Source organism: Wolbachia endosymbiont (group A) of Acrocera orbiculus, from assembly GCF_947250015.1.
In the GTDB taxonomy this organism is placed as follows: Bacteria; Pseudomonadota; Alphaproteobacteria; order Rickettsiales; family Anaplasmataceae; genus Wolbachia; species Wolbachia pipientis.
Window position 1 is genome coordinate 1,259,072 of the sequence record NZ_OX366272.1, and the last position, 18,493, is coordinate 1,277,564.

Here is an 18,493-nt window from a genome sequence, read left to right on the forward strand (position 1 = left end):
AATGAATGTTCATACAGTAAGCCATAAGATGACAAAAGAGTAAACTTTATCTGTGTGAGCTATAGACGCAAATTATAACAAATGCAGTAGCGTAATCTCCATCGTCACTCAGAGAAAGATGAATTTTGGAGATAAAATCCTTGCTAACGGTAAGATATGGCTTGCCTCTTACATCATTGTATATTTCTATATCTTTCATTATAATACCCTGACCACTACCTCGTGCTTTAACAAAAGCCTCCTTTGCTGCAAAGCGTTTAGCAAAATACCTTGCTCGCATTTCTTGACTATTATACTTTCTACTTAGCTCTATTTCTTTTTCAGTGTAGATTCTATTGAGAAATTTTTCCCCGTATTTTTGTAATATCCTCGATACTCTTGGTATATATACTATGTCAGTGCCGATACCGTGTATCATTTTGTGCTAAAGTGATTTATTGCTTCTTCAATCTGCATTTCCTTTACCTCTCCAGTTGCTCTATTTTTTACTTCAACTATCTTTTCATCTATTGCCTTTTTTCCGACAATTATTTGCCACGGCAAGCCTATCAGATCCATTCTAGAAAATTTTACTCCTACACTCCCTTCCGTATCATCGTAAAGCACTTCATCGCTTTTTAAAGCTTTATATATTTTATCTGCAGCCTCCGTTACTTTCGGTTGTAAATTGATTAAACCAATTCTGAAGGGAGCTACCGATTCTGGCCAGATAATTCCTTTATCATCATGAAAAGCTTCTATTATTGCACCAACAAGTCTTGAAACCCCAATGCCATACGAACCCATATGTATATTGACATTTTTTCCATCTTGAGAAATAACACTTGCCTTCATAAGCTTTGAGTATTTGTCGCCAAAATAAAAAATATGCCCTATTTCAATACCTTTACTAACATTTAACTGCTCTTGTGATATAGGGCAAGTCTCAGGATCATGCATATCATCTGCAACTGCGTATATACTCTTCAAACTTTCAACATCTTCGCTTTCTAGCAACTCAGAAAATTTGTTGTCGTAATATAAAGTGCTTTCACCAGTGTTTGCCAATATATGAAACTCGTGGCTCAAATTTCCTCCAATTGGCCCCGTATCAGCTCGAACTCCAATTGGGGTAAGTCCCATGCGTTTGAAGATTTTTATGTAAGTCTTGTACATCAAATTGTATGAATTCTGTGCACTTTCGTAATCCACATCAAAACTATATGCATCCTTCATCAAAAATTCCCTACCCCTCATAACGCCATAACGTGGTCTTACCTCATCACGAAATTTCCATTGAATTTGGTATAAACAAAGTGCCAAATCTTTGTAACTTTTTACCACATTTCTAATTAGATCAGTTGCTACCTCCTCGTGCGTTGGACCAAAAAGCATATCTTCCTCATGCCTATCCTTTATACGCAACATTTCCTTACCGTGATCATCGTAACGCCCTGATTCTCGCCAAAGATTTGCCGGTTGTACACAAGGCATCAACACTTCAATAGCACCAGATTTATCCATTTCATCTCTGATGATGTCTTCAATATTTTTAAGCACGCGCAGACCAAGTGGTAACCACGTATAGATGCCAGATGCTATCTGCTTTATTAAACCTGCACGTAAAGAATATTGATGGGAGATAATTTTAGCATGAGCAGGCTTTTCCTTTAGAGTTGGTAAGTAATACTTGGATAAACGCATATAATAGATCTGATTGTATTAAGTAATCTTAATACAATCAGACTTGTAGGCAAACTTATTTTGAAAAAGAAGGGAAGTGCGTGGTGCTTTCCTTAACGTATCGTAACACCGATTCCCTCTCAAATTTAGTAGCCGCTCTACCAAACATGCCACAACGTTCCTTAACAGAACGAGTAAATGAGTCTTTCACTTCAGTCGCTGTTGTTGCAAGAGGAGCTTCAGGTTTCGTTTTTAAATTAACAGGCTTAGGCGGTATCGGTGGCTTTTTTGTATTTGGTTGGTGGCTTGGCGGAGCTGCAGTTTCAGGATATTGTTGGTCATCATCAGATCTATAACCACTCTCGGGAGTGCTTGTTCCTTTTTTATTGTCTGATTGGGAATTTGAAGGCGTAGATTTTTTCCTGCTTTTTGTCAGCACCTTCTTTTTCTGCTCTATCTCTTTCTGTTTGTCTTTGCTTTCATCTGTAGTCCAACCTGAATCGCTAATAGAATCAGAATGCTCACTTTCACTATCTGAGAATTCAATGGCTATTCTCCTTGCAAGAATAGAAGCCGTATCACACTTTGTTTTTGGAGTACTCTTCTCAGGGCTTTGTTGATTTTTATTAACTGGTTTCAATTTAAAACCTCCTCTTATTTCTGCAAATAAAGCATTTTTGGAATCTGTTTGCTCACCTTCACTATTCTTTTCTCGTTTTTCCCTATTTTGTTTTAATTTTTCATCGCGTGCTTTTTTCTGTTCTTTGCTCACACCTGCCTTACCGCCAGCTTTTTTTATACTATTAAGTAAATCATTACTACCCTGTTGAGTTGATGAATTTTGAGGAGGTGGTGGTGGAGGTACTGCACCACTTGCTTGATTCAATTGCTCAGGAGTTGGCATAGGAGGAGGTGGTGGTGGTGCACAGCTTGATAGAGGAGGAGGAGGCGGCTGTAGCATATTGGCACTTGGATTTGGTTGTGTTCCAAACGTTACTGGAGGTGATTGAGGAGTAGGTACATTTGATTTATTCTCCAGATTAGTACAATTTTTACACACAAATTTTTGTGGTTCTTGAGATGGAGTATGGCCGAATTTCTGTCCATTAAGACCTACTTCTTTCTTATTATCATCTCTAGAAATAACCAGTTTAACAAGATATGTCACTGAAATAAGTGCAACAACCGCAGAAACAGCAAAGATTGCTAAAGGAACTGCTGCAATGGCACCAGAACCAGAAACTGCTGCGATAACATAAGGAAGATATTGACCAGATGTGAAACTAAATACAGACAATAATTAAAGGTTTCCATATAGTCCCATTAGTTTTAGTAAGCTCCTGACTATCTTTTAGCAATGAAGAATTATTGGATGTCGTCATTTCTTTGTCTCATTTGTTAATGATAATTTAATAATAACCCAATTAATAATTTCTGTCAATAATGAATTATGAAAAATAAAGTCAAAATTTGAATAGATAAGCTATAAGTATAGCTCTTTCGATAAAAGTCCGGATGTGATAGGATAAGGATAGATGATGATAAGGAGGTTGAATGCCAGCAGCATATAGTTATGATTTAAGAAAAAAAGCAATGGAAGCGCTAGACGAAGGAGAAAGCAGAGAAACAGTGGCAGCAAGATTTAAGATTGGACGAACTACTTTATGGGAGTGGCAGCAAAGAAGAAAAGAAACAGGAGACTTTCAATCAAAAAAACTTGGAAATGGGGGTTACAATCACAAAATTACCGACTGGGATACCTTTGCCAAATTTGCCAGAGAACACGGAGGAAAGACTCTATCGGAAATGGCTAAACTTTGGAACAACGTTAGTATCCAAACGATCTATCGAGCCCTTAAAAAAATTGGATTTACGCGCAAAAAAAGACATATGGATACAAGGAAAGAAACGAAGAAAAACGTGCTGAATTTTTGAAAATTATAGCGACAAAAGAACCTAAAAACTTAGTGTATATAGATGAGTCTGGCATTGATAACACCGAAGACTACCCCTACGGATATTGCCAGAAAGGACAGCGGTTTTATGCCTTAAAATCTGGAAAGAAAACTCAACGAATCAGTATGGTTGCAGCCTTAAGTGGAAGAAAGATAGTTGTTCCGTTAACCTTTGAAGGCCACTGTAATATGGATGTTTTTAATGGATGGTTTGAGCAATTTTTGACACCGATCTTGGAACCTGGACAGACTGTCATTCTTGACAATGCTACTTTTCATAAGTCTGATAAGATTATCGAGCTTGCTAAAGGGGTTGGTGCAGAAATTTTGTATCTGCCGCCTTATTCTCCAGATTTCAACAAAATTGAGCATCATTGGTTTGCTATAAAAAACAGAGCCAGGAAAAACATTCCTCTATTCGAATCCTTTCTTCGTGCTGTTGATTCTGCCTTCCTATGACCTGTTTGGACTATTATGAGAAATGCTATAAATATTGTACCGTACTAAATATTTAAAAAGTATTAATATAAAGATATCAATAAAATATTTACATTTTTATACTATGCCCATAGCATCATATATTACTTAACCTTACAATAATTTTTTTATTCTTGCTGCTTCTTCAAATTCTAAATTTTTAGCATGCTCTATCATTTGCTTTCTCAAATCATCCTTATTAGTATTTACTTTCGGTTCTGCTATTGCCCTCTCCTGTAAGGTGTTTGATATAGGTTTTATTATAGTCTTTGGGACAATATTGTGCAATATATTATGTTCTTCTTGTTTTTTTCTTCTTCTTTCGGTCTCTCTTAATGCACGGTCCAGAGAACCAGTGATTTTATCTGCATACAAAATTACTCTACCTTCAGCATTACGCGCAGCACGACCGATCGTTTGAATTAATGAAGTTTCCGATCGCAAAAATCCTTCTTTATCAGCATCCAAAATTGCAACCAACCCACACTCTGGAATATCAAGACCTTCCCTCAGCAAGTTAACACCTACTAAAACATCGATTTCTTTAGATCTCAATTTGTATATAATTTCTATTCTCTCCAGCGCAGCAATATCAGAATGCAAATAACTCACTCTCATATTCAATTCACTCATATATTCAGCTAAATTTTCAGCCATTTTTTTCGTCAATGTAGTGATTAAAACACAAAATCCCTTCCCTATTGTCACTTGTGCCTCATGAATTACATCATCAATTTGACTCTCTATTGGTTTTACAATGCAGATTGGGTCCGTAAGCCCTGTTGGACGGATAACTTGCTCTATAAATACATTATTGGTCTTTGCCAACTCATACTTTCCTGGAGTGGCTGAAATGTAAACAGTCTGCGGCCTAACTCCCTCCCACTCTTCAAATTTTAATGGACGATTATCAAAAGCGGAAGGGAGCCTGAAGCCATAGTCGATCAATTTCTTTTTACGCGCCTCATTACCACTGTACATCGCACCAACCTGAGGAACGGTGACATGACTCTCATCAACAAATAAAATTACGTCTTTGGGTAAATATTCAAACAAAGTAGGTGGTGGATCCCCAGCTTCCATTCCATAGAGATAACGCGAATAATTTTCAATACCTTTACATATTCCTGTTGTTCTCATCATTTCGATATCAAAATTAGTGCGTTGCTCGAGGCGCTTTGCTTCAACAATCTTGTTTTGCGAGTAGTAATAATCCAAGCGTTCATGCAGCTCTTTTTTGACTAGTTCAATTGCCTGCAACAAAGCCTCACGCGGGGTTATGTAATAGCTATTTGGAAAAATGGTGATTTTATTTACGCCTTTGGTAACATTGCCCGTTATAGCATCAACTTCAGAAATTTCTTCTATTTCATCGCCAAATAACGATAAACGCCAAGCTTTATTTTCATAATGGGAAGGAAATATATCAACAATATCGCCGCGCACTCTGAAATATCCTCTCTCAAACCTGGCATCAGAGCGCTTGTATTGAAGATCAGTTAAGTTGCTCAGGAAATCATTAATACGAATTTTATTTCCAACACTAAGCGGTATGATCATGCTGCGGTAGCTCTCAGGCGAACCAAGACCGTATATGCAGGAAACACTGGCAACTACGATCGTATCCCTGCGCTCCAAAAGGGAGCAGACGGTGGAATAACGCAGCATCTCAATTCTTTCGTTAATTGCAGAATCTTTTTCGATATAAGTATCAGTTTGTGGTAAATAGGCTTCAGGTTGATAATAATCATAATAAGAAATGAAGTATTCAACAGCATTATGGGGAAACAATCCTTTCATTTCCTCATAAAGCTGTGCTGCTAAAGTTTTATTGTGTGCCATAATTAATGCAGGCCTATTTGTTCTTGCAATAACATTTGCCATAGTAAAAGTTTTCCCAGAACCAGTAACTCCAAGCAAAACCTGATCTCTTTTATTACTATTTAGCCCTGCAATTAAGCTATCGATTGCCTGTGGTTGATCCCCAGCCGGTTGAAAATGTGTAGCGATTTGAAATTTCATAGACTTTACTTACTATCTTTGATTCATTGTATAGTAAACACTATATTGCTTTTAAGATAAGTTGTATAGCTATCGTAAAGCCATAAAACATTAACCAACAATGTCATGCAAGTAGCTGACACTGGAATCTTGTTTCAATGTTAAACAAAATACCATAGAATTCAAGAAGACAATTCCTAAAAAATCCCTACATCCAAAAAAAGGCAAAATGCTGCTTGAATAAGCTAAATTTTTTTAGATGCAAAAACAATAAAACATAGTTGATACTAAATTATAGTACTCCTATGACAACGTTACAAAAATTAAGGAAATGGATAGCTCTGATCAATTGGAATAGTATTTTCAGGTACCGGTGGTCAATATGACATTTTTAAAATAAAGATTTAGAACCTGTTTAAAATCTTCTCAATAGAAGAGAAATGAAGGAAAGAACGACCATTTGTAGGCTAGTGTTAAGTTTTCGCTCGCAATTTTTCCACAATCGTCTGCATTTTTCTAACCAAGCGAAAGATCGCTCTACAACCCATCTTTGTGGCAATACAGCAAAGGAATGTAATTCACTTCGTTTTATTACTTCTACAGTTGCTCCAATAATCGTTTTTATTTTAGTTGCAAAATTTTCTCCTGTATAACCTGCATCGACCAGTATATTTTTAACTTCCGAGAGGTTTTCTTTTGCGCTTTCAACCATTCTCACAGCACTGCTAACCCCAGTTGTAAATTAGAAAAAATAGAAAAGGTAAGGAAATAGGGTAAACTCCAAGGTATTTGATATTCATTCCTAAAATAGGAGGTTACCAATGAAAGAGAAAGTAACAGAAATCTTTTGTATAGTCGATGATTTTTGCAATACAGTCGATGAAAATTTTGCAGAAAAACTTCTACCAAGTGGCAAAAAACCAACCAGGACGCCAGAGATTACGCATTCAGAGATTTTTACCATAATATTGCTATATCAAGTGCGACAATTTTAAAATTTTCTATGTGCATTATTTGAAATTATTATACAAATCAGCGTTTCCAAAATTGCCATCCTATAGTAGGTTTATCAGGTTAAAATCGCGGGTTTTATGGTATTTAGCGCTCTTAATGCAATGGTTTTGCGAACAGTCAAAAGTGACAGGGATTTCGTACATAATCTATCGCTGTTTGCCATCCAAAAAGGACCTCGAGAAACAAAGTTTTCAAAGGGTTGGCAAAGATTGGAAAGACTACTTATGGGTGGTTTTTCGGTACATCTAGTAATCAACGAAACTGGCGAAATTCAAGGGGTTACGGTGACAAAAGGCAACGTTGATACCTGTGCCAAATTTAACTCAGAAATTGACTGGATTATTGTTTAGAGATAAAGGATATATCAAAAAAGATCTTTTTCACGAATTATTCGATAGAGGGTTAAAGCTTGTAACCAGTATAAAAAGGGTATGAAAAACTCATTAATGGTGCTAAATGAGAAGATTTTGTTAAGAAAAAGATCGATTATTGAGACAGTTTTTGGCTCTCTGAAAAACAAATTTGAGATTGAGCATACTCGCCACAGATCACCGATAAATTTTTTGGTACACATTTTTTCTACGCTTGTTTCATATTCCATGCAGCCGCTGCATTTCTAAGCTTTACTTCGTTGGCTAATCCGCAACTGGGGTATATAGGGTTGACACCAAGGCAATATTCTTCTGGAAAAGTTGATCGGCATGGCAGCATATCAAAGATGGGACCAGCGGAATGTAGAAGTATGTTATATGAAGCTGCACAAACAATGCTTACAGTTACCAAGAGGACATTTAAATTAAAAAACTGGGGTTGCGAAGAAAAAAGGAATGAAAAAAGCAATTGTAGCAGTAGCAAGAAAATTAGCTGTAATTATGCATAGGATGTTGGTTGATAAAACAGAATTTTATTATCAATAAACATCAAAAGAGCATAGGACAATAATTTTATTGAAAATAAAGATAGCAATGCCGATGGAAGGGACAAGCAAGAACTTAGTTAGACTTCGTGGTAAATATGTTGCCGTCCACTTCCGCCTAACAAGTATAATGCGGCTTGACAAATTTATTGTCATCTCAGACCGCGGAGAGAACCATATGCTACTTTTAACTTATGTAAAATTACCAAGGATTATGGAGAAGATATGCTGTTTTGATTTGTGTGAAAATTATTGTTGACTTATGTGCAATTAGAGAACCTAAGTCACTTTAGCTATATATAAAAGGTTTAAGTGGTTGTATTGATGTATCTTTGTATTAAAAAACACCCAATAAGCAGAGTTGTAAGTGGAATAAACCACAAAATGTAAGTGCTAGATTTTATAGGCGGTACGATTATAATTGAATTGCCGTAAGAATTTTTTAACTCTGAGATTATCTCTTCATCTGTGTATCCATCATTGATTTTTTTACGAATTGCTTCTCGCATATCATACGCGATCTGAGATCCAGATTCAGACAATGATTCGCCAGAACATATTGGACACCTTATTATTTCAAATAAACTGGTTGCTCGTTTTTCCATGCTTTTATCTCTGAGTTTATTATCCAGAGTAAAAGCGTTTACGCCTGAGTGGAATATCAACATGAAAAGTAAACTAACTACTGCTCTCATCCTTGGTTAATTGGGTTATTTTACTGAGCTGGTTCATAAAATCAGTGGTGGATAACTTTCCAATAAAGCTTGACCCTACATCATCATCGTACTTTATTGAAAATTGAATGCCATCATCAGTTGTTTTTTCTGATAAGGAAGACATTAATTTTTCAAACGCATCTGAAGTTTTTGAGTCACCAATCATAAACGAGATTAATTCTTTATAATTTGATATAGCCACGTTGATTTTGTCTTTAAATGAAGACGTAACCAAATTATAATTTCGCACTCCACCATCTGCAGCAAGAGAAAAATTATTACTTTGAATTAAAAATTTCTCTATGTTGAAATTAATTCTGGAAGCTGAGATGTGGTTTACAAATTCGTAATCAAATTTAGTGTCGATACTAAGGTAACTTTCAGGACTTGCAGTATTTTTATACCGATAAGTATAAAAATCAAATCCTAGTTTAGTATTTCCACTTGGTTCTTTATCGAGGTAAAATTGAATGTAATTGCTTTTATCATTCACTTCAGTTATAACACTTTGCTGATTTTCTAAAACATCACATTTTAATCCATAATCTTCGTAACGAAGTGTATCTATATAGTCTATCACGGTACTATTTTTGTTGAATCGCAATGAAGATGGTAAATAGTTTAGTCTAACAACAAAGTGGCTGCTATCGTTTGTGTGGCATTTTATATTCTTTTTCTCATCACCATGAACAGCAATATTGACTTCATTGCTTGGTATGTAGATATATACTGATTTATCAAACAATCTATTTTTTATCAATAAAGCATCAGATGAGATGGTTAATTGCTCATTGGAAAATTTTGGGTTTGTCACACGAAAAATTAGGTTAGAAGGAAATCCACTAAAATCATGTGAAATATCAAATTTTTCGTCGTTAATGTATAGTATTGTTTCAGCTAAAAGATTTTTTACCTTACATGCAGAAAAATACCAAAAACCACTATACGCTACAGGAATAAACAAAAGTAAAGAGATGATAATATAGATAAAAATCTTACGCATAGCTAATCACTCCCCTGTTTATCCAATGATATATTTCTTGTACCCCTTGGTATGGTTACACACAAGCCGTCGATATCTTTTGTGATTTTTATTTGGCACCCAAGTCTTGATGTCTCTGTTAAGCCGAAAGCTAGGTCTAACATATCATTTTCCTCATCAGATATGGGATTATGCGTTTCTACAGCATCATAAGATTTTGGATCAACAATCACGTGGCATGTAGAACAAGCAAGAGAGCCTTCACATGCACCTTCAAGCAGATCTGGATCACTTCTATGGGCTAAATTGAGCAGAGTTTCTCCCTCTGCAGCTTCATAACTTTTCTTACTCCCATCAGGTAAAATAAAAGTAACAGATGGCATATTATTCCTATTAAAATCCTTACTAATTTCTCTATATCCTACAGGTAATAACTAATATTTGCAAACTCTTTGCAATTCCAGTGCCTATATTTCTTGTTATCCAAGTAGCTCTTTGTTGTCATCCGAGTAGCTGACACTGGTTCCTTTATGACGGCAGTGCCCTCTTCTTGTCATCCCAGTGCCCTGATTACTTGGATCCAGAAAAAAGAATGGTGTCATGCAAGTAGCCTCCTTCTCCTGTCATCCGAGTAGCTGACACTGGGATGACACCCCACTTAACCGTCATACCGCGATTCATTCGCGGTATCTCAGCCGCTAACAAGAGATCCCGCTAACAAGCAGCGGGATGACGATTGTCGTTTAGCCATAAATATTAAGAAATTTACCAAATGAAAAAAAGGCAAAAGAAGCCCCGTGGTTGGCTAATTACTTACATTATACTTTCAAGTATGGCGTTTTTTTATTCTAAACGTTTAATAACCGCGATTCAGTTGCTTTTAAGCCGCAACTAATCTAAATTATAAACATTAAGAAATTTACTCAACAGAAAAAAAGGCAAAAGAAACCCTAGGGTAGCTAATTATTCACTATCCATTTTTTAAGTTGGCGTTTTTTTATGTTTTAAATGCTTTATAAGCGCATTTTAGCTTATATTAGGTAAAAACCTAGAAATTTTATAAAGACATAAGGTGCACATAGTGCAAAAAATTAAACATGAGACGCCAGATACGTGAGTTTTTTTGTCATTTAATCTGTACAGAGAAGATAAATAAATAGCTTCAGTTTCATGATAAGGGGACTGGCGGAGGGTGTCAAGTAAGTTTTTTCGTTTCTATTGAATGACAGTTGTGACCTATGCAAGAAGTCTGTTGTAGTTTGTACGATATCTTTATAAAATGGTTCGCATAAGTTATCTAGCAGTGCAACTAAACAAATACAAAAATCAAAACGTTGCGGTTTTTGGTCTTGGTAAAACTGGTTTATCCGCCATTAACGCTCTAACAAAGAGTGGTGCAAGAATATATGCATGGGATGATCATGAAGAGCAAATAGCAAATGCAAAAATGATGTATAAAAAATGTAATTTTATTCATCCCAAGGAATACAATTGGCATGAGATCAGTGCATTGGTTTTAAGCCCTGGAGTGCCAACAGAGCCACATTGGATAGTAAAACTTGCAAGGAGATTTGATTGCAAAATAAAATCAGACATTGAGCTATTTCTTGAAGCTAAAACTACGAACCAGAAGGTAATAGGCGTCACAGGAACAAATGGTAAATCAACCACTACATCACTAATAGGGCACATATTAAAATCTGCAGGGAAAAAAGTAGCTATTGGTGGAAATTTAGGCGTTCCTGTTTTGGATCTAGAAAGAGATGCAGAAATTTATGTAATCGAACTCTCCTCTTTTCAATTGGAGTTGATGAATGAAATTAACGTGGACATTTCAGCACTGCTCAATATTACACCAGATCACATAGATAGGCATGGAAGTATGGAGAACTACATAGCAACTAAATTAAAACTGATAAACGGTAGTGAGGTTGCCGTAATAGGATGTGACAATGAGATTACTGCTGATATATTCAACAAATTCACTGGAGACAAAATTCCAATCTCAGTAACATATTCCCCGATGTCATTCCAGCGCGTGACGCTGGAATCCAGAAAAGAAAAACCATTGCCAACTACTCAGATGACAGAGGGTGGTGCCAGAGATCTAATATCATTGGCAGGTAACAATTTGCTTGATTATAGTGAACAGATTACTGGTATAGATCGAAATTATCTGGATCCCAGTGTCAGCTACTTGGATGACAAAAGGGGCACTGGGATCCAGAAGATCTCGTTAAAACTAGAGAATCATAGCTTATCAGTAAGCGACGTGAAAATAAACCTAATATCCAACGCAGAAAACATAGCAGCCACATATGCCGTATGTAAGGTACTTGGAGTAGATAGCAACACTATTATCAATGGAATCAAGTCCTTTTCAGGACTGAGGCATAGGAATGAACTGCTTGGCAAAATAAGAAATGTGTTTTTCGTGAACGATAGCAAAGCAACTAATGCAAAATCGAGCGAAAAGGCGATCTTATCTTATGAAAACATAAATTGGATCGTTGGTGGAAGAAGCAAAAAAGGTGGAATAGAATCATTAAGCAAGCATTTTACAAGGGTTAGAAAAGCTTTTCTTATTGGAAAATCAACCGAAGCTTTTGCAAATGTTATGGAGAATAAAGTAGATTATGTTAAATGTTGCAATCTAGAAGATGCATTCAGATTGGCTTTTGAAGAGGCCTTAAATAGCACAGAAGAAGTAACAATATTACTTTCTCCCGCGTGTGCTTCTTTTGATCAATGGAAAAATTTCGAGGAACGTGGTGAAGCATTTTGTAGAATGTTTGAAAATCTCAGGTACAATCACACATGCTGTTTAGTATGATGTTGCGTGGAACAAAAGTTAATAATAGATAAGCTAATTAGGGTTATTCCATTTGAAGGGATAAGCGATGAAACCCTATTAAAGGTGTGCACTGACCTTAATCTAGCTAATAGCTTTTGCAAATTTCAGAATGGAATATATAGCGCTTTGGAGCACATAGCAGAGGACTTAAATAGCTCAATGGAAGCTGAACTAAGGAATTCTAATTTAGAAGATATGAAAGTGCGAGAGCGAGTAAAGTTAGCCATTCAAATACGCCTTTCAAATTACGCTAAGCTACCAAATTATAGAGAACTTTTAAAAAATGTTTTATTATTCTCCGTATCACCAAAAAATACATATTTTTCTAGTAAACTTTTATACAGAACTATTAGTGCGATTTGGTATGGCATTCATGACCAATCAACAGATTTTAACTACTATACAAAAAGAGCAATATTAGCTGGAGTGTACTTAAGTACGATACTTTTTTTTATCAATGATTATTCAGAAGATTTTGTGGATACTTTATCGTTTCTTGATAACCGTATCAACAATGTCATGACATTTCAAAAATTCAAAACTCGCTTAAAAGGAATCATAGGAAATTTCTTATAAGCTATTGATTGTTGGTAGAAAAGTACTTGAGCACGATCCTGAAAAGGTTTGTGAAAATAAAAATATTCATGCTGATCATAAAGAACATTTAGTTTATCGTGAGGATAATAATGGTACAACAAAATACACCAGTTACGAAGAAAAAGAAAATAAATTTATTGAAGAAGCACATGAATATTTAATAGACTCTGAATTTAATAAAAATTTTGATCTAGGGCAGTACAGAATAAGTAATTTCTCCGGAAACTTGACGAAAATAGAACTGGAACTCATCAATGAAAAGTATATGCAAGTTCAAGTTAATAGAGAAAGAAAAATTATTCTCGCTATACCGTAGGTGCGTTCCAAGATTATACTGAAGTTTTTATTGCACTCAAAATCTTCGTTTTTCCTAATCTCTAGAATTATCAATGCATCATCACTTAACCAGCCTGAGTGAGCTAGTCCATTCAACGTTGATTCAACTAGATTGCTATTGTAAGGTGGGTCTATAAAAACTACATCGCACTTTGAAATAGGTTGTGGCAATTTGTTAGCACTACAACAAATTAGCGTGACATTGTTCGTAATTCCAAAATCTTCTACTGTTTTTTTAGGCAGTTGCAAATTGTAATAATCTGAATCCACCATGAATGCATGTTTAGCGCCGCGAGAAAGCGCTTCAAATGAAAAAGAGCCACTTCCGCAAAATAAATCAAGTACATTCAAGTTATAAATAGGTTTCCTTGAGGAAAGCATATTAAATATTGCTTCTCGGACAATACTCATAGTTGGCCGTGCAGCTAAATGCTTACCTGTAGTTATTTTTCTTCCGCGATATTTGCCTGCAATGATGCGTAGCATATTAAATAAGCTCCAAAATAATTAATTATTTATACTATATGATTAATGTCAATATGGCTTTAGCAGTTTAATAGAGAGAAGCTATCGAGTCGCTTGTAAGAAAAACACAAACACAAGACTCATCAGTTATCTTTTTCTGATTTGCCTGCTGCATTAATTGCTTGACCAATCTCATCTTGTAAATCATCATGATCATTTTTTTCATCATGATTTAGCCCTTCAATTCTGCTTTCTAACTCTAACTTAATTATAGTATTGATTTTATCTATATTATCAAGAAAGCCTCTACATTCTTCTTCACTATACTCTTTACCAGATGCCTTTTTTTCGATAAATAGACTTTTAAACTCTGTAAGATCAGAATTCTGATCGGTATTTAGTACAACATTTCTCTCTATGAAGCTAAGGTCTGATAGCAATAAACTAACCTCTAATAGCTCTTCACTTTTAATGTTTGCAAGATTATCAAGATTGTCTAAAATATTAGACATCTTAAGCCTTTCTTGTGCAATCTCTTTGTCTTCCTTATCAAATTCAGACAATAAACCATGATTATCTACAAATTTCTCACTCAAAGCTTTATTCAATTTAGCAAAATTGACATCCTTGTCAAGTGATGTGTTATCCCGCAACAAGTCTACCCTTGCCCTACGCGCATTTAAAATGTCGTCGTAGTCATTTAACTTTATGTTGCCATCTTTGTCTTGCTGCAATTTATAATAATCAAGGCCTTTGAAATTTTTATTAGTCTTCATCTTCAATCCTCTTCTCATCTCCTTTTGCATCTGGTTTCCTCATTGGTTCCGGTAATTTCCTTTTACTGTCTTCTCGATTTCTTTTTTCCTCTCTTTCAGCACGTTTTTTTATAGCTTCCTGGGTATTCATTTCAAAAAGTGCCTTAACGTACTCTTCTGGATTTTTTGGTTCTTTAAATAAAGGCTTAAGATTATAAACTTCGTCTTTTCGATCTCTTTCTTCTTTTCTTCTAGCTCTTTCAGCACGTTTTTCTACAGCTTCTGGAGTGTTCATTTCAAAAAGTGGTGAGAGGTTGTAAACTTTATCTTGATTTCTTCTGCCTTCTCTTTCAGCACGTTTTTCCATACCTTCAAAAGCAGATCCAAAATCATCAATTTCATCTGAACCTTTTGGTTCCGTGCCTAAATTTCGTGTCACTTCATTTGATTGATCAGGCTTATCTTCTTCTTTTGGCTGATCATGCTGTAGTTGATTAGGCTTGTCTTCTTGTTCTATGCTTAGTTCTCGTACTACCTTATCTGGCTGACCTCCCCCTCGTAGTCGAAGAGGGTCGCCTTCTTCTAGTGGCTGATCATGGTTATCTCTTACTAGTTCCGTGCCTAACTCTCGTTCTACCTTATTTGATTGATCAGGATTGTCTTTTTCTGGTTCTCTCTTACGGCCGATAGTGTAATCATGAAGCTTCTCTAAGAAATCTCGCCTATATTCTTTTGCTCTATAGAGTAGGTTATGATCATAGCCATGCTTTCCTATAGAGTCAAGACCATGCTCCCAAGTAAACTTCATAGCATCTTCTATTGTATAGCCCAAATGTGATCCTACATATCCTTTGTAATATTCTAAATATTTACCGATCCTTCTATGCGTAATATCTTCCTTATCAACTCCAAATGCCCTGTAGATTTTTTCCTCAAGTTTATCAACGTCATTTTTAGGTGATGTTGCAAATTTTGTTGCTTCAATAGTAGCACCTACAAATTTACGTGGCACATCAATAGCGTATTTCAGCACTCCTCCAACTCTTGGTATCCTACCCAGTAGATTAGCTGTACCTCCGGCTAATCTATCCGGTAAATGAGTAGCCCAATTACCTAAAGATTCTAGTTTTCCACCAATTGCGTCTTGCCAATAATGCTGTTTTAATCCTTCCATTATGCCAACCAAAGGCGATGCTTCATACATTCTAGATATATTGTAAACGCTGAATCCACCACCAGCTATACTTGAGCCCATTTGTTGTACGAACTCGCGTAAGGAGAACATTAAAAATGAAAGCAAGAATAACACAAAGATTTCCCCTGCATTGATTAAATAACCTCTCTGTATGTCTTGCACCCTTTGGTAATCGCTATTTTCTTGATAATTTTTGCAATCCTCACAATCTTTACATTTCTGACAGTATTCACTGTTGGGATCCTTATATAAATCATGAAGTTTCAGTATTCTACAACCTTGTTTTTCTACCGCACTCCGCACTAAAGATCTTATTTCATTAATTATTTCCCTATAACTATTGCATTTATTTATATCTTGACAGTAGCGTTTTATTATTTCACTAACATCACCTATCCTTTTCTCTATATTGTTGATCAGTAATATAATGTCAGCCCTCTCTGATGCATGAGATAAACTATTTGTTAAGCGCACTAGATCTTTTTCACTACAGCCATTACTAACTACCATATCACTTTCTGCAATATAGTGGTCTGCTGGATTATCTTTAGTTCCAGGAATTGGATTAAAGAAAGGATAATCTATATAACGAAACCCTTTTATATGTTCACCATTTTTATCTTTAGGGTAATCTGGTGGAAGCGGGATATATCCAGCACCACCAGTAAATTTTATTGTACCACCTTCTCTGCTTATCTTTTCTATACCTTCTATACTTTTATCTATGTTAAGAGAAGAAGCTTCTCCAAGAGTGTAAGGTACAAAAATTTGCCCTGGGGTCCAACCAAAGTACTGCTTATCAACGATACAAAAACCGCCAAACACCCATTTTGGAGCACATAACTTTACCTCGAACCATTTATTGTAGCATACAGTAAAACCTAGTTGTCTATAAAAGGTGTTCATTACCATTGAAGCCAACAATGACAAGAGAGTAAATATCATAATCGATTGTAAACAAAAACTGATGCAGAATTTTATCCAACCTTCAAATAGACTTTTCAGCGGTGAAAATAAAATAGAAATTAGAAACAGTGGCATGATAGCTATAAGAAAAGCTATACCCATAAAGCCAGAGAGAAATATTATGTAAGCATACAAGCACAACAAGAAGTATAGTACAATCCCTATGAAAATTGCCGGTATCATAAGAAGGCTTGCCCACATTTGGTAATGTAAAAACGCTGCAAACTTTTTCCAAACAGAATAAGCAAAAAATTTATTGAACATGTCCTCCATGAAGCTAAACAACTTAGCTTCATCTCCTTGAGCAATACTTCCGGTGTTCATGTTGGGAGCAAAGTTAGTAATTACACTTATCAATTGTTCAAGACCTTTAACGAATAAAACAAGAAAATGATCATAGAAAAATCTAAAACTTCCAGGAGATATAAGCACTATTACTAGAGTGATTTTCATCATTCTGATGAGCATATCATGCTTAGTTTCTCGTATCATGCCAAAAAGATAAAGAAGCGATGAAATCATTACAAATAGAACAAGCAAGGAAAGAACAAAATTGTGAAAGCTCGTACTTTTTTCAGCTATATTTTCGAACATAGCTTGTGCAACTGCAGGATCATTGCTATTAAAATGTTCTTTGCAATTTTCGTTAATCAATAATACACATTTTAGATAGTTATAAATGTAATCAAAAAACCCAAAACTACTTGGCTGCTGCACTCCACTTAAGAACTCAAAAGAGTAGCCACCTACATTATCTAAGTAATATCTATCTAATATTTTTACATATATTTTCCATCCCTTTTCTAATTTCACCGTATCACAATCCCTGTCCTTTAATTTAGTGCTATCTCTGTCTAAAGCAAAAAGACCGCTCCCATTCTCTGCCACGGAGTTGTAACCTAGATGTACAGTAGGAGATGAAGGATTGCGCATAGATTTCAAATCTTTGTTAGGACTATCGTCACCAGGCCTTTGAAACAAAAGATAAGCACCATGACCGTTGGTAAACCAACATGGAGCACCACGTGATACTGTATTTGCACTATCATCTTCATTAATGCACTTGCAATTTACAGTGCAACTTGCATTAGGCTTACTTGAAAACTTCTGTATGCTAGGTTTATAATCATTACAAACTAAGTGAAAGTCAGGTAGACTATTATCACCTGGCTCGCCTTCAAATTTAGTTGCATATTTTAACTGCTCCAAGCTTTGTAAGGTATAACTGCCTTTTTTAGATTCCTTCTTGTTATTATTACTCCAAGATGTCCATGCACCATTAACTCGCACTTTTAAACTATCTCCATTGGTTTCGAGTCCGGTATCCTCCCACTTCACCACTTGGTTATGGTGAAAACCATAATTAATTTCGCCAGTTTCAGGATCAATAACTTCTCCATCTCCTGGAATAAACGCATCGTGGTCGCTTGAAAAATGAGCGCTTACTGCAATAGGTTTAGGACCAAAATAGTCAGCAGATATACACCTTGGAAAAGGCATATCGTTTTTACTACAACCTGTGATCAGCACATAAGCTGCAAGAAGTAATACCCTAAACCAACATTTGCCTAAACGTGATTGCATATCTAAACTTTTTCCAAA

Annotated in this window: 17 protein-coding genes and 3 pseudogenes; 9 read left to right on the plus strand and 11 right to left on the minus strand. The window is 35.7% G+C overall.

Going from position 1 to position 18,493, the window contains the following annotated elements; all coding sequences use genetic code 11:
• Positions 1–46: 46 nt before the first annotated feature.
• The 3 genes from OOL03_RS06210 to OOL03_RS06220 are packed head-to-tail and all read right to left on the minus strand — an operon-like array spanning position 47 to position 2,959.
• Complete coding sequence (locus OOL03_RS06210) at positions 47–418, minus strand: holo-[acyl-carrier-protein] synthase (protein WP_182320717.1); 372 nt, start codon at positions 416–418, stop codon at positions 47–49.
• Positions 415–1,683 (minus strand): proline--tRNA ligase, encoded by a 1,269-nt coding sequence (proS, locus tag OOL03_RS06215; RefSeq protein ID WP_264707315.1) that lies wholly within the window; start codon positions 1,681–1,683, stop codon positions 415–417. Before proS ends, OOL03_RS06210 begins: the two co-directional genes overlap by 4 nt.
• Positions 1,684–1,738: 55 nt before the next feature.
• Positions 1,739–2,959: a WH2 domain-containing protein gene (locus OOL03_RS06220; protein ID WP_264707316.1), complete on the minus strand. Its 1,221-nt coding sequence runs from the start codon at positions 2,957–2,959 to the stop codon at positions 1,739–1,741.
• A gap of 257 nt (positions 2,960–3,216) precedes the next feature.
• On the opposite strand from OOL03_RS06220, the gene OOL03_RS06225 reads away from it, so the two are divergent.
• Positions 3,217–4,076 (plus strand): IS630 family transposase gene (locus OOL03_RS06225; RefSeq protein WP_264707034.1). Its coding sequence is split into 2 segments (ribosomal slippage): positions 3,217–3,541 and positions 3,541–4,076, totalling 861 coding nucleotides; the frame shifts between segments, so codons are not numbered across the junction.
• Positions 4,077–4,208: 132 nt separating this feature from the next.
• Here OOL03_RS06225 and uvrB read toward each other — a convergent pair.
• A complete protein-coding gene (gene uvrB, locus OOL03_RS06230; RefSeq protein ID WP_264707317.1) occupies positions 4,209–6,116 on the minus strand; it encodes an excinuclease ABC subunit UvrB in 1,908 nt (635 codons plus the stop codon).
• 394 nt (positions 6,117–6,510) lie between these two features.
• Positions 6,511–6,783 (minus strand): annotated as a pseudogene (locus OOL03_RS06235) (transposase); the annotation flags it as partial.
• A 133-nt stretch (positions 6,784–6,916) separates the two neighbouring features.
• Here OOL03_RS06235 and OOL03_RS07040 point away from each other — a divergent pair.
• From OOL03_RS07040 to OOL03_RS06245, 5 genes and pseudogenes are all read left to right on the plus strand, one after another.
• A complete protein-coding gene (locus OOL03_RS07040; RefSeq protein WP_010082315.1) occupies positions 6,917–7,090 on the plus strand; it encodes a hypothetical protein in 174 nt (57 codons plus the stop codon).
• A 126-nt stretch (positions 7,091–7,216) separates the two neighbouring features.
• The gene (locus OOL03_RS07210) at positions 7,217–7,459 is read left to right on the plus strand and encodes a hypothetical protein (protein ID WP_454897178.1); all 243 of its coding nucleotides are present in this window, start codon (positions 7,217–7,219) and stop codon (positions 7,457–7,459) included.
• Positions 7,419–7,600 (plus strand): annotated as a pseudogene (locus OOL03_RS07050) (transposase); the annotation flags it as partial. The gene OOL03_RS07210 and the pseudogene OOL03_RS07050, both read left to right, overlap by 41 nt.
• A complete protein-coding gene (locus tag OOL03_RS07055) occupies positions 7,577–7,729 on the plus strand; it encodes a transposase (protein ID WP_369408987.1) in 153 nt (50 codons plus the stop codon). The pseudogene OOL03_RS07050 and the gene OOL03_RS07055, both read left to right, overlap by 24 nt.
• Before the next feature lie 11 nt (positions 7,730–7,740).
• The gene (locus tag OOL03_RS06245) at positions 7,741–7,989 is read left to right on the plus strand and encodes an IS110 family transposase (RefSeq protein ID WP_049749685.1); all 249 of its coding nucleotides are present in this window, start codon (positions 7,741–7,743) and stop codon (positions 7,987–7,989) included.
• A gap of 344 nt (positions 7,990–8,333) precedes the next feature.
• On the opposite strand, the gene OOL03_RS06250 is transcribed toward OOL03_RS06245, so the two are convergent.
• Genes OOL03_RS06250 through OOL03_RS06260 form a run of 3 tightly spaced genes read right to left on the minus strand, consistent with a single transcriptional unit; the run spans position 8,334 to position 10,106 of the window.
• On the minus strand, positions 8,334–8,720 hold the full coding sequence (locus OOL03_RS06250) for a cytochrome c-type biogenesis protein (RefSeq protein WP_319803717.1): 387 nt from the start codon (positions 8,718–8,720) through the stop codon (positions 8,334–8,336).
• On the minus strand, positions 8,704–9,744 hold the full coding sequence (locus tag OOL03_RS06255) for a hypothetical protein (protein WP_264707321.1): 1,041 nt from the start codon (positions 9,742–9,744) through the stop codon (positions 8,704–8,706). The genes OOL03_RS06250 and OOL03_RS06255 overlap by 17 nt, the downstream gene beginning before the upstream one ends.
• A 2-nt stretch (positions 9,745–9,746) precedes the next feature.
• Positions 9,747–10,106 (minus strand): ferredoxin family 2Fe-2S iron-sulfur cluster binding protein, encoded by a 360-nt coding sequence (locus OOL03_RS06260; RefSeq protein ID WP_155969176.1) that lies wholly within the window; start codon positions 10,104–10,106, stop codon positions 9,747–9,749.
• An 896-nt stretch (positions 10,107–11,002) separates the two neighbouring features.
• On the opposite strand from OOL03_RS06260, the gene OOL03_RS06265 reads away from it, so the two are divergent.
• The 3 genes and pseudogenes from OOL03_RS06265 to OOL03_RS06275 all read left to right on the plus strand — a co-directional run.
• Positions 11,003–12,556: a Mur ligase family protein gene (locus tag OOL03_RS06265; RefSeq protein WP_264707322.1), complete on the plus strand. Its 1,554-nt coding sequence runs from the start codon at positions 11,003–11,005 to the stop codon at positions 12,554–12,556.
• A gap of 6 nt (positions 12,557–12,562) precedes the next feature.
• Positions 12,563–13,153 carry a COQ9 family protein gene (locus OOL03_RS06270; protein ID WP_264707323.1) on the plus strand — a complete coding sequence of 197 codons (591 nt, stop codon included), beginning with the start codon at positions 12,563–12,565 and terminating at the stop codon, positions 13,151–13,153.
• 22 nt (positions 13,154–13,175) lie between these two features.
• Positions 13,176–13,490: pseudogene (locus OOL03_RS06275) on the plus strand (hypothetical protein); the annotation flags it as partial.
• Here the strand turns inward: OOL03_RS06275 and rsmD are convergent.
• From rsmD to OOL03_RS06290, 3 genes are all read right to left on the minus strand, one after another.
• Positions 13,448–13,996: a 16S rRNA (guanine(966)-N(2))-methyltransferase RsmD gene (rsmD, locus tag OOL03_RS06280; RefSeq protein ID WP_264707324.1), complete on the minus strand. Its 549-nt coding sequence runs from the start codon at positions 13,994–13,996 to the stop codon at positions 13,448–13,450. The pseudogene OOL03_RS06275 and the gene rsmD sit on opposite strands and share 43 nt — an antisense overlap.
• Positions 13,997–14,118: 122 nt before the next feature.
• Positions 14,119–14,751, minus strand: coding sequence for a WD_0853 family protein (locus OOL03_RS06285; RefSeq protein WP_253303722.1), 633 nt, complete (start codon positions 14,749–14,751; stop codon positions 14,119–14,121).
• Positions 14,741–18,475 carry a TrbL/VirB6 family protein gene (locus OOL03_RS06290; RefSeq protein WP_264707325.1) on the minus strand — a complete coding sequence of 1,245 codons (3,735 nt, stop codon included), beginning with the start codon at positions 18,473–18,475 and terminating at the stop codon, positions 14,741–14,743. Before OOL03_RS06290 ends, OOL03_RS06285 begins: the two co-directional genes overlap by 11 nt.
• Between the last annotated feature and the right edge of the window lie 18 nt (positions 18,476–18,493).

Bases quoted from the DNA above. Each gene is read 5' to 3' on its own strand.
- OOL03_RS06210 (WP_182320717.1), bottom strand. From the start codon at position 418: ATGATACACGGTATCGGCACTGACATAGTATATATACCAAGAGTATCG.
- proS (WP_264707315.1), bottom strand. From the start codon at position 1,683: ATGCGTTTATCCAAGTATTACTTACCAACTCTAAAGGAAAAGCCTGCT.
- uvrB (WP_264707317.1), bottom strand. From the start codon at position 6,116: ATGAAATTTCAAATCGCTACACATTTTCAACCGGCTGGGGATCAACCA.
- OOL03_RS07040 (WP_010082315.1), top strand. From the start codon at position 6,917: ATGAAAGAGAAAGTAACAGAAATCTTTTGTATAGTCGATGATTTTTGC.
- OOL03_RS06250 (WP_319803717.1), bottom strand. From the start codon at position 8,720: ATGAGAGCAGTAGTTAGTTTACTTTTCATGTTGATATTCCACTCAGGC.
- OOL03_RS06255 (WP_264707321.1), bottom strand. From the start codon at position 9,744: ATGCGTAAGATTTTTATCTATATTATCATCTCTTTACTTTTGTTTATT.
- OOL03_RS06260 (WP_155969176.1), bottom strand. From the start codon at position 10,106: ATGCCATCTGTTACTTTTATTTTACCTGATGGGAGTAAGAAAAGTTAT.
- OOL03_RS06265 (WP_264707322.1), top strand. From the start codon at position 11,003: ATGGTTCGCATAAGTTATCTAGCAGTGCAACTAAACAAATACAAAAAT.
- rsmD (WP_264707324.1), bottom strand. From the start codon at position 13,996: ATGCTACGCATCATTGCAGGCAAATATCGCGGAAGAAAAATAACTACA.
- OOL03_RS06285 (WP_253303722.1), bottom strand. From the start codon at position 14,751: ATGAAGACTAATAAAAATTTCAAAGGCCTTGATTATTATAAATTGCAG.
- OOL03_RS06290 (WP_264707325.1), bottom strand. From the start codon at position 18,475: ATGCAATCACGTTTAGGCAAATGTTGGTTTAGGGTATTACTTCTTGCA.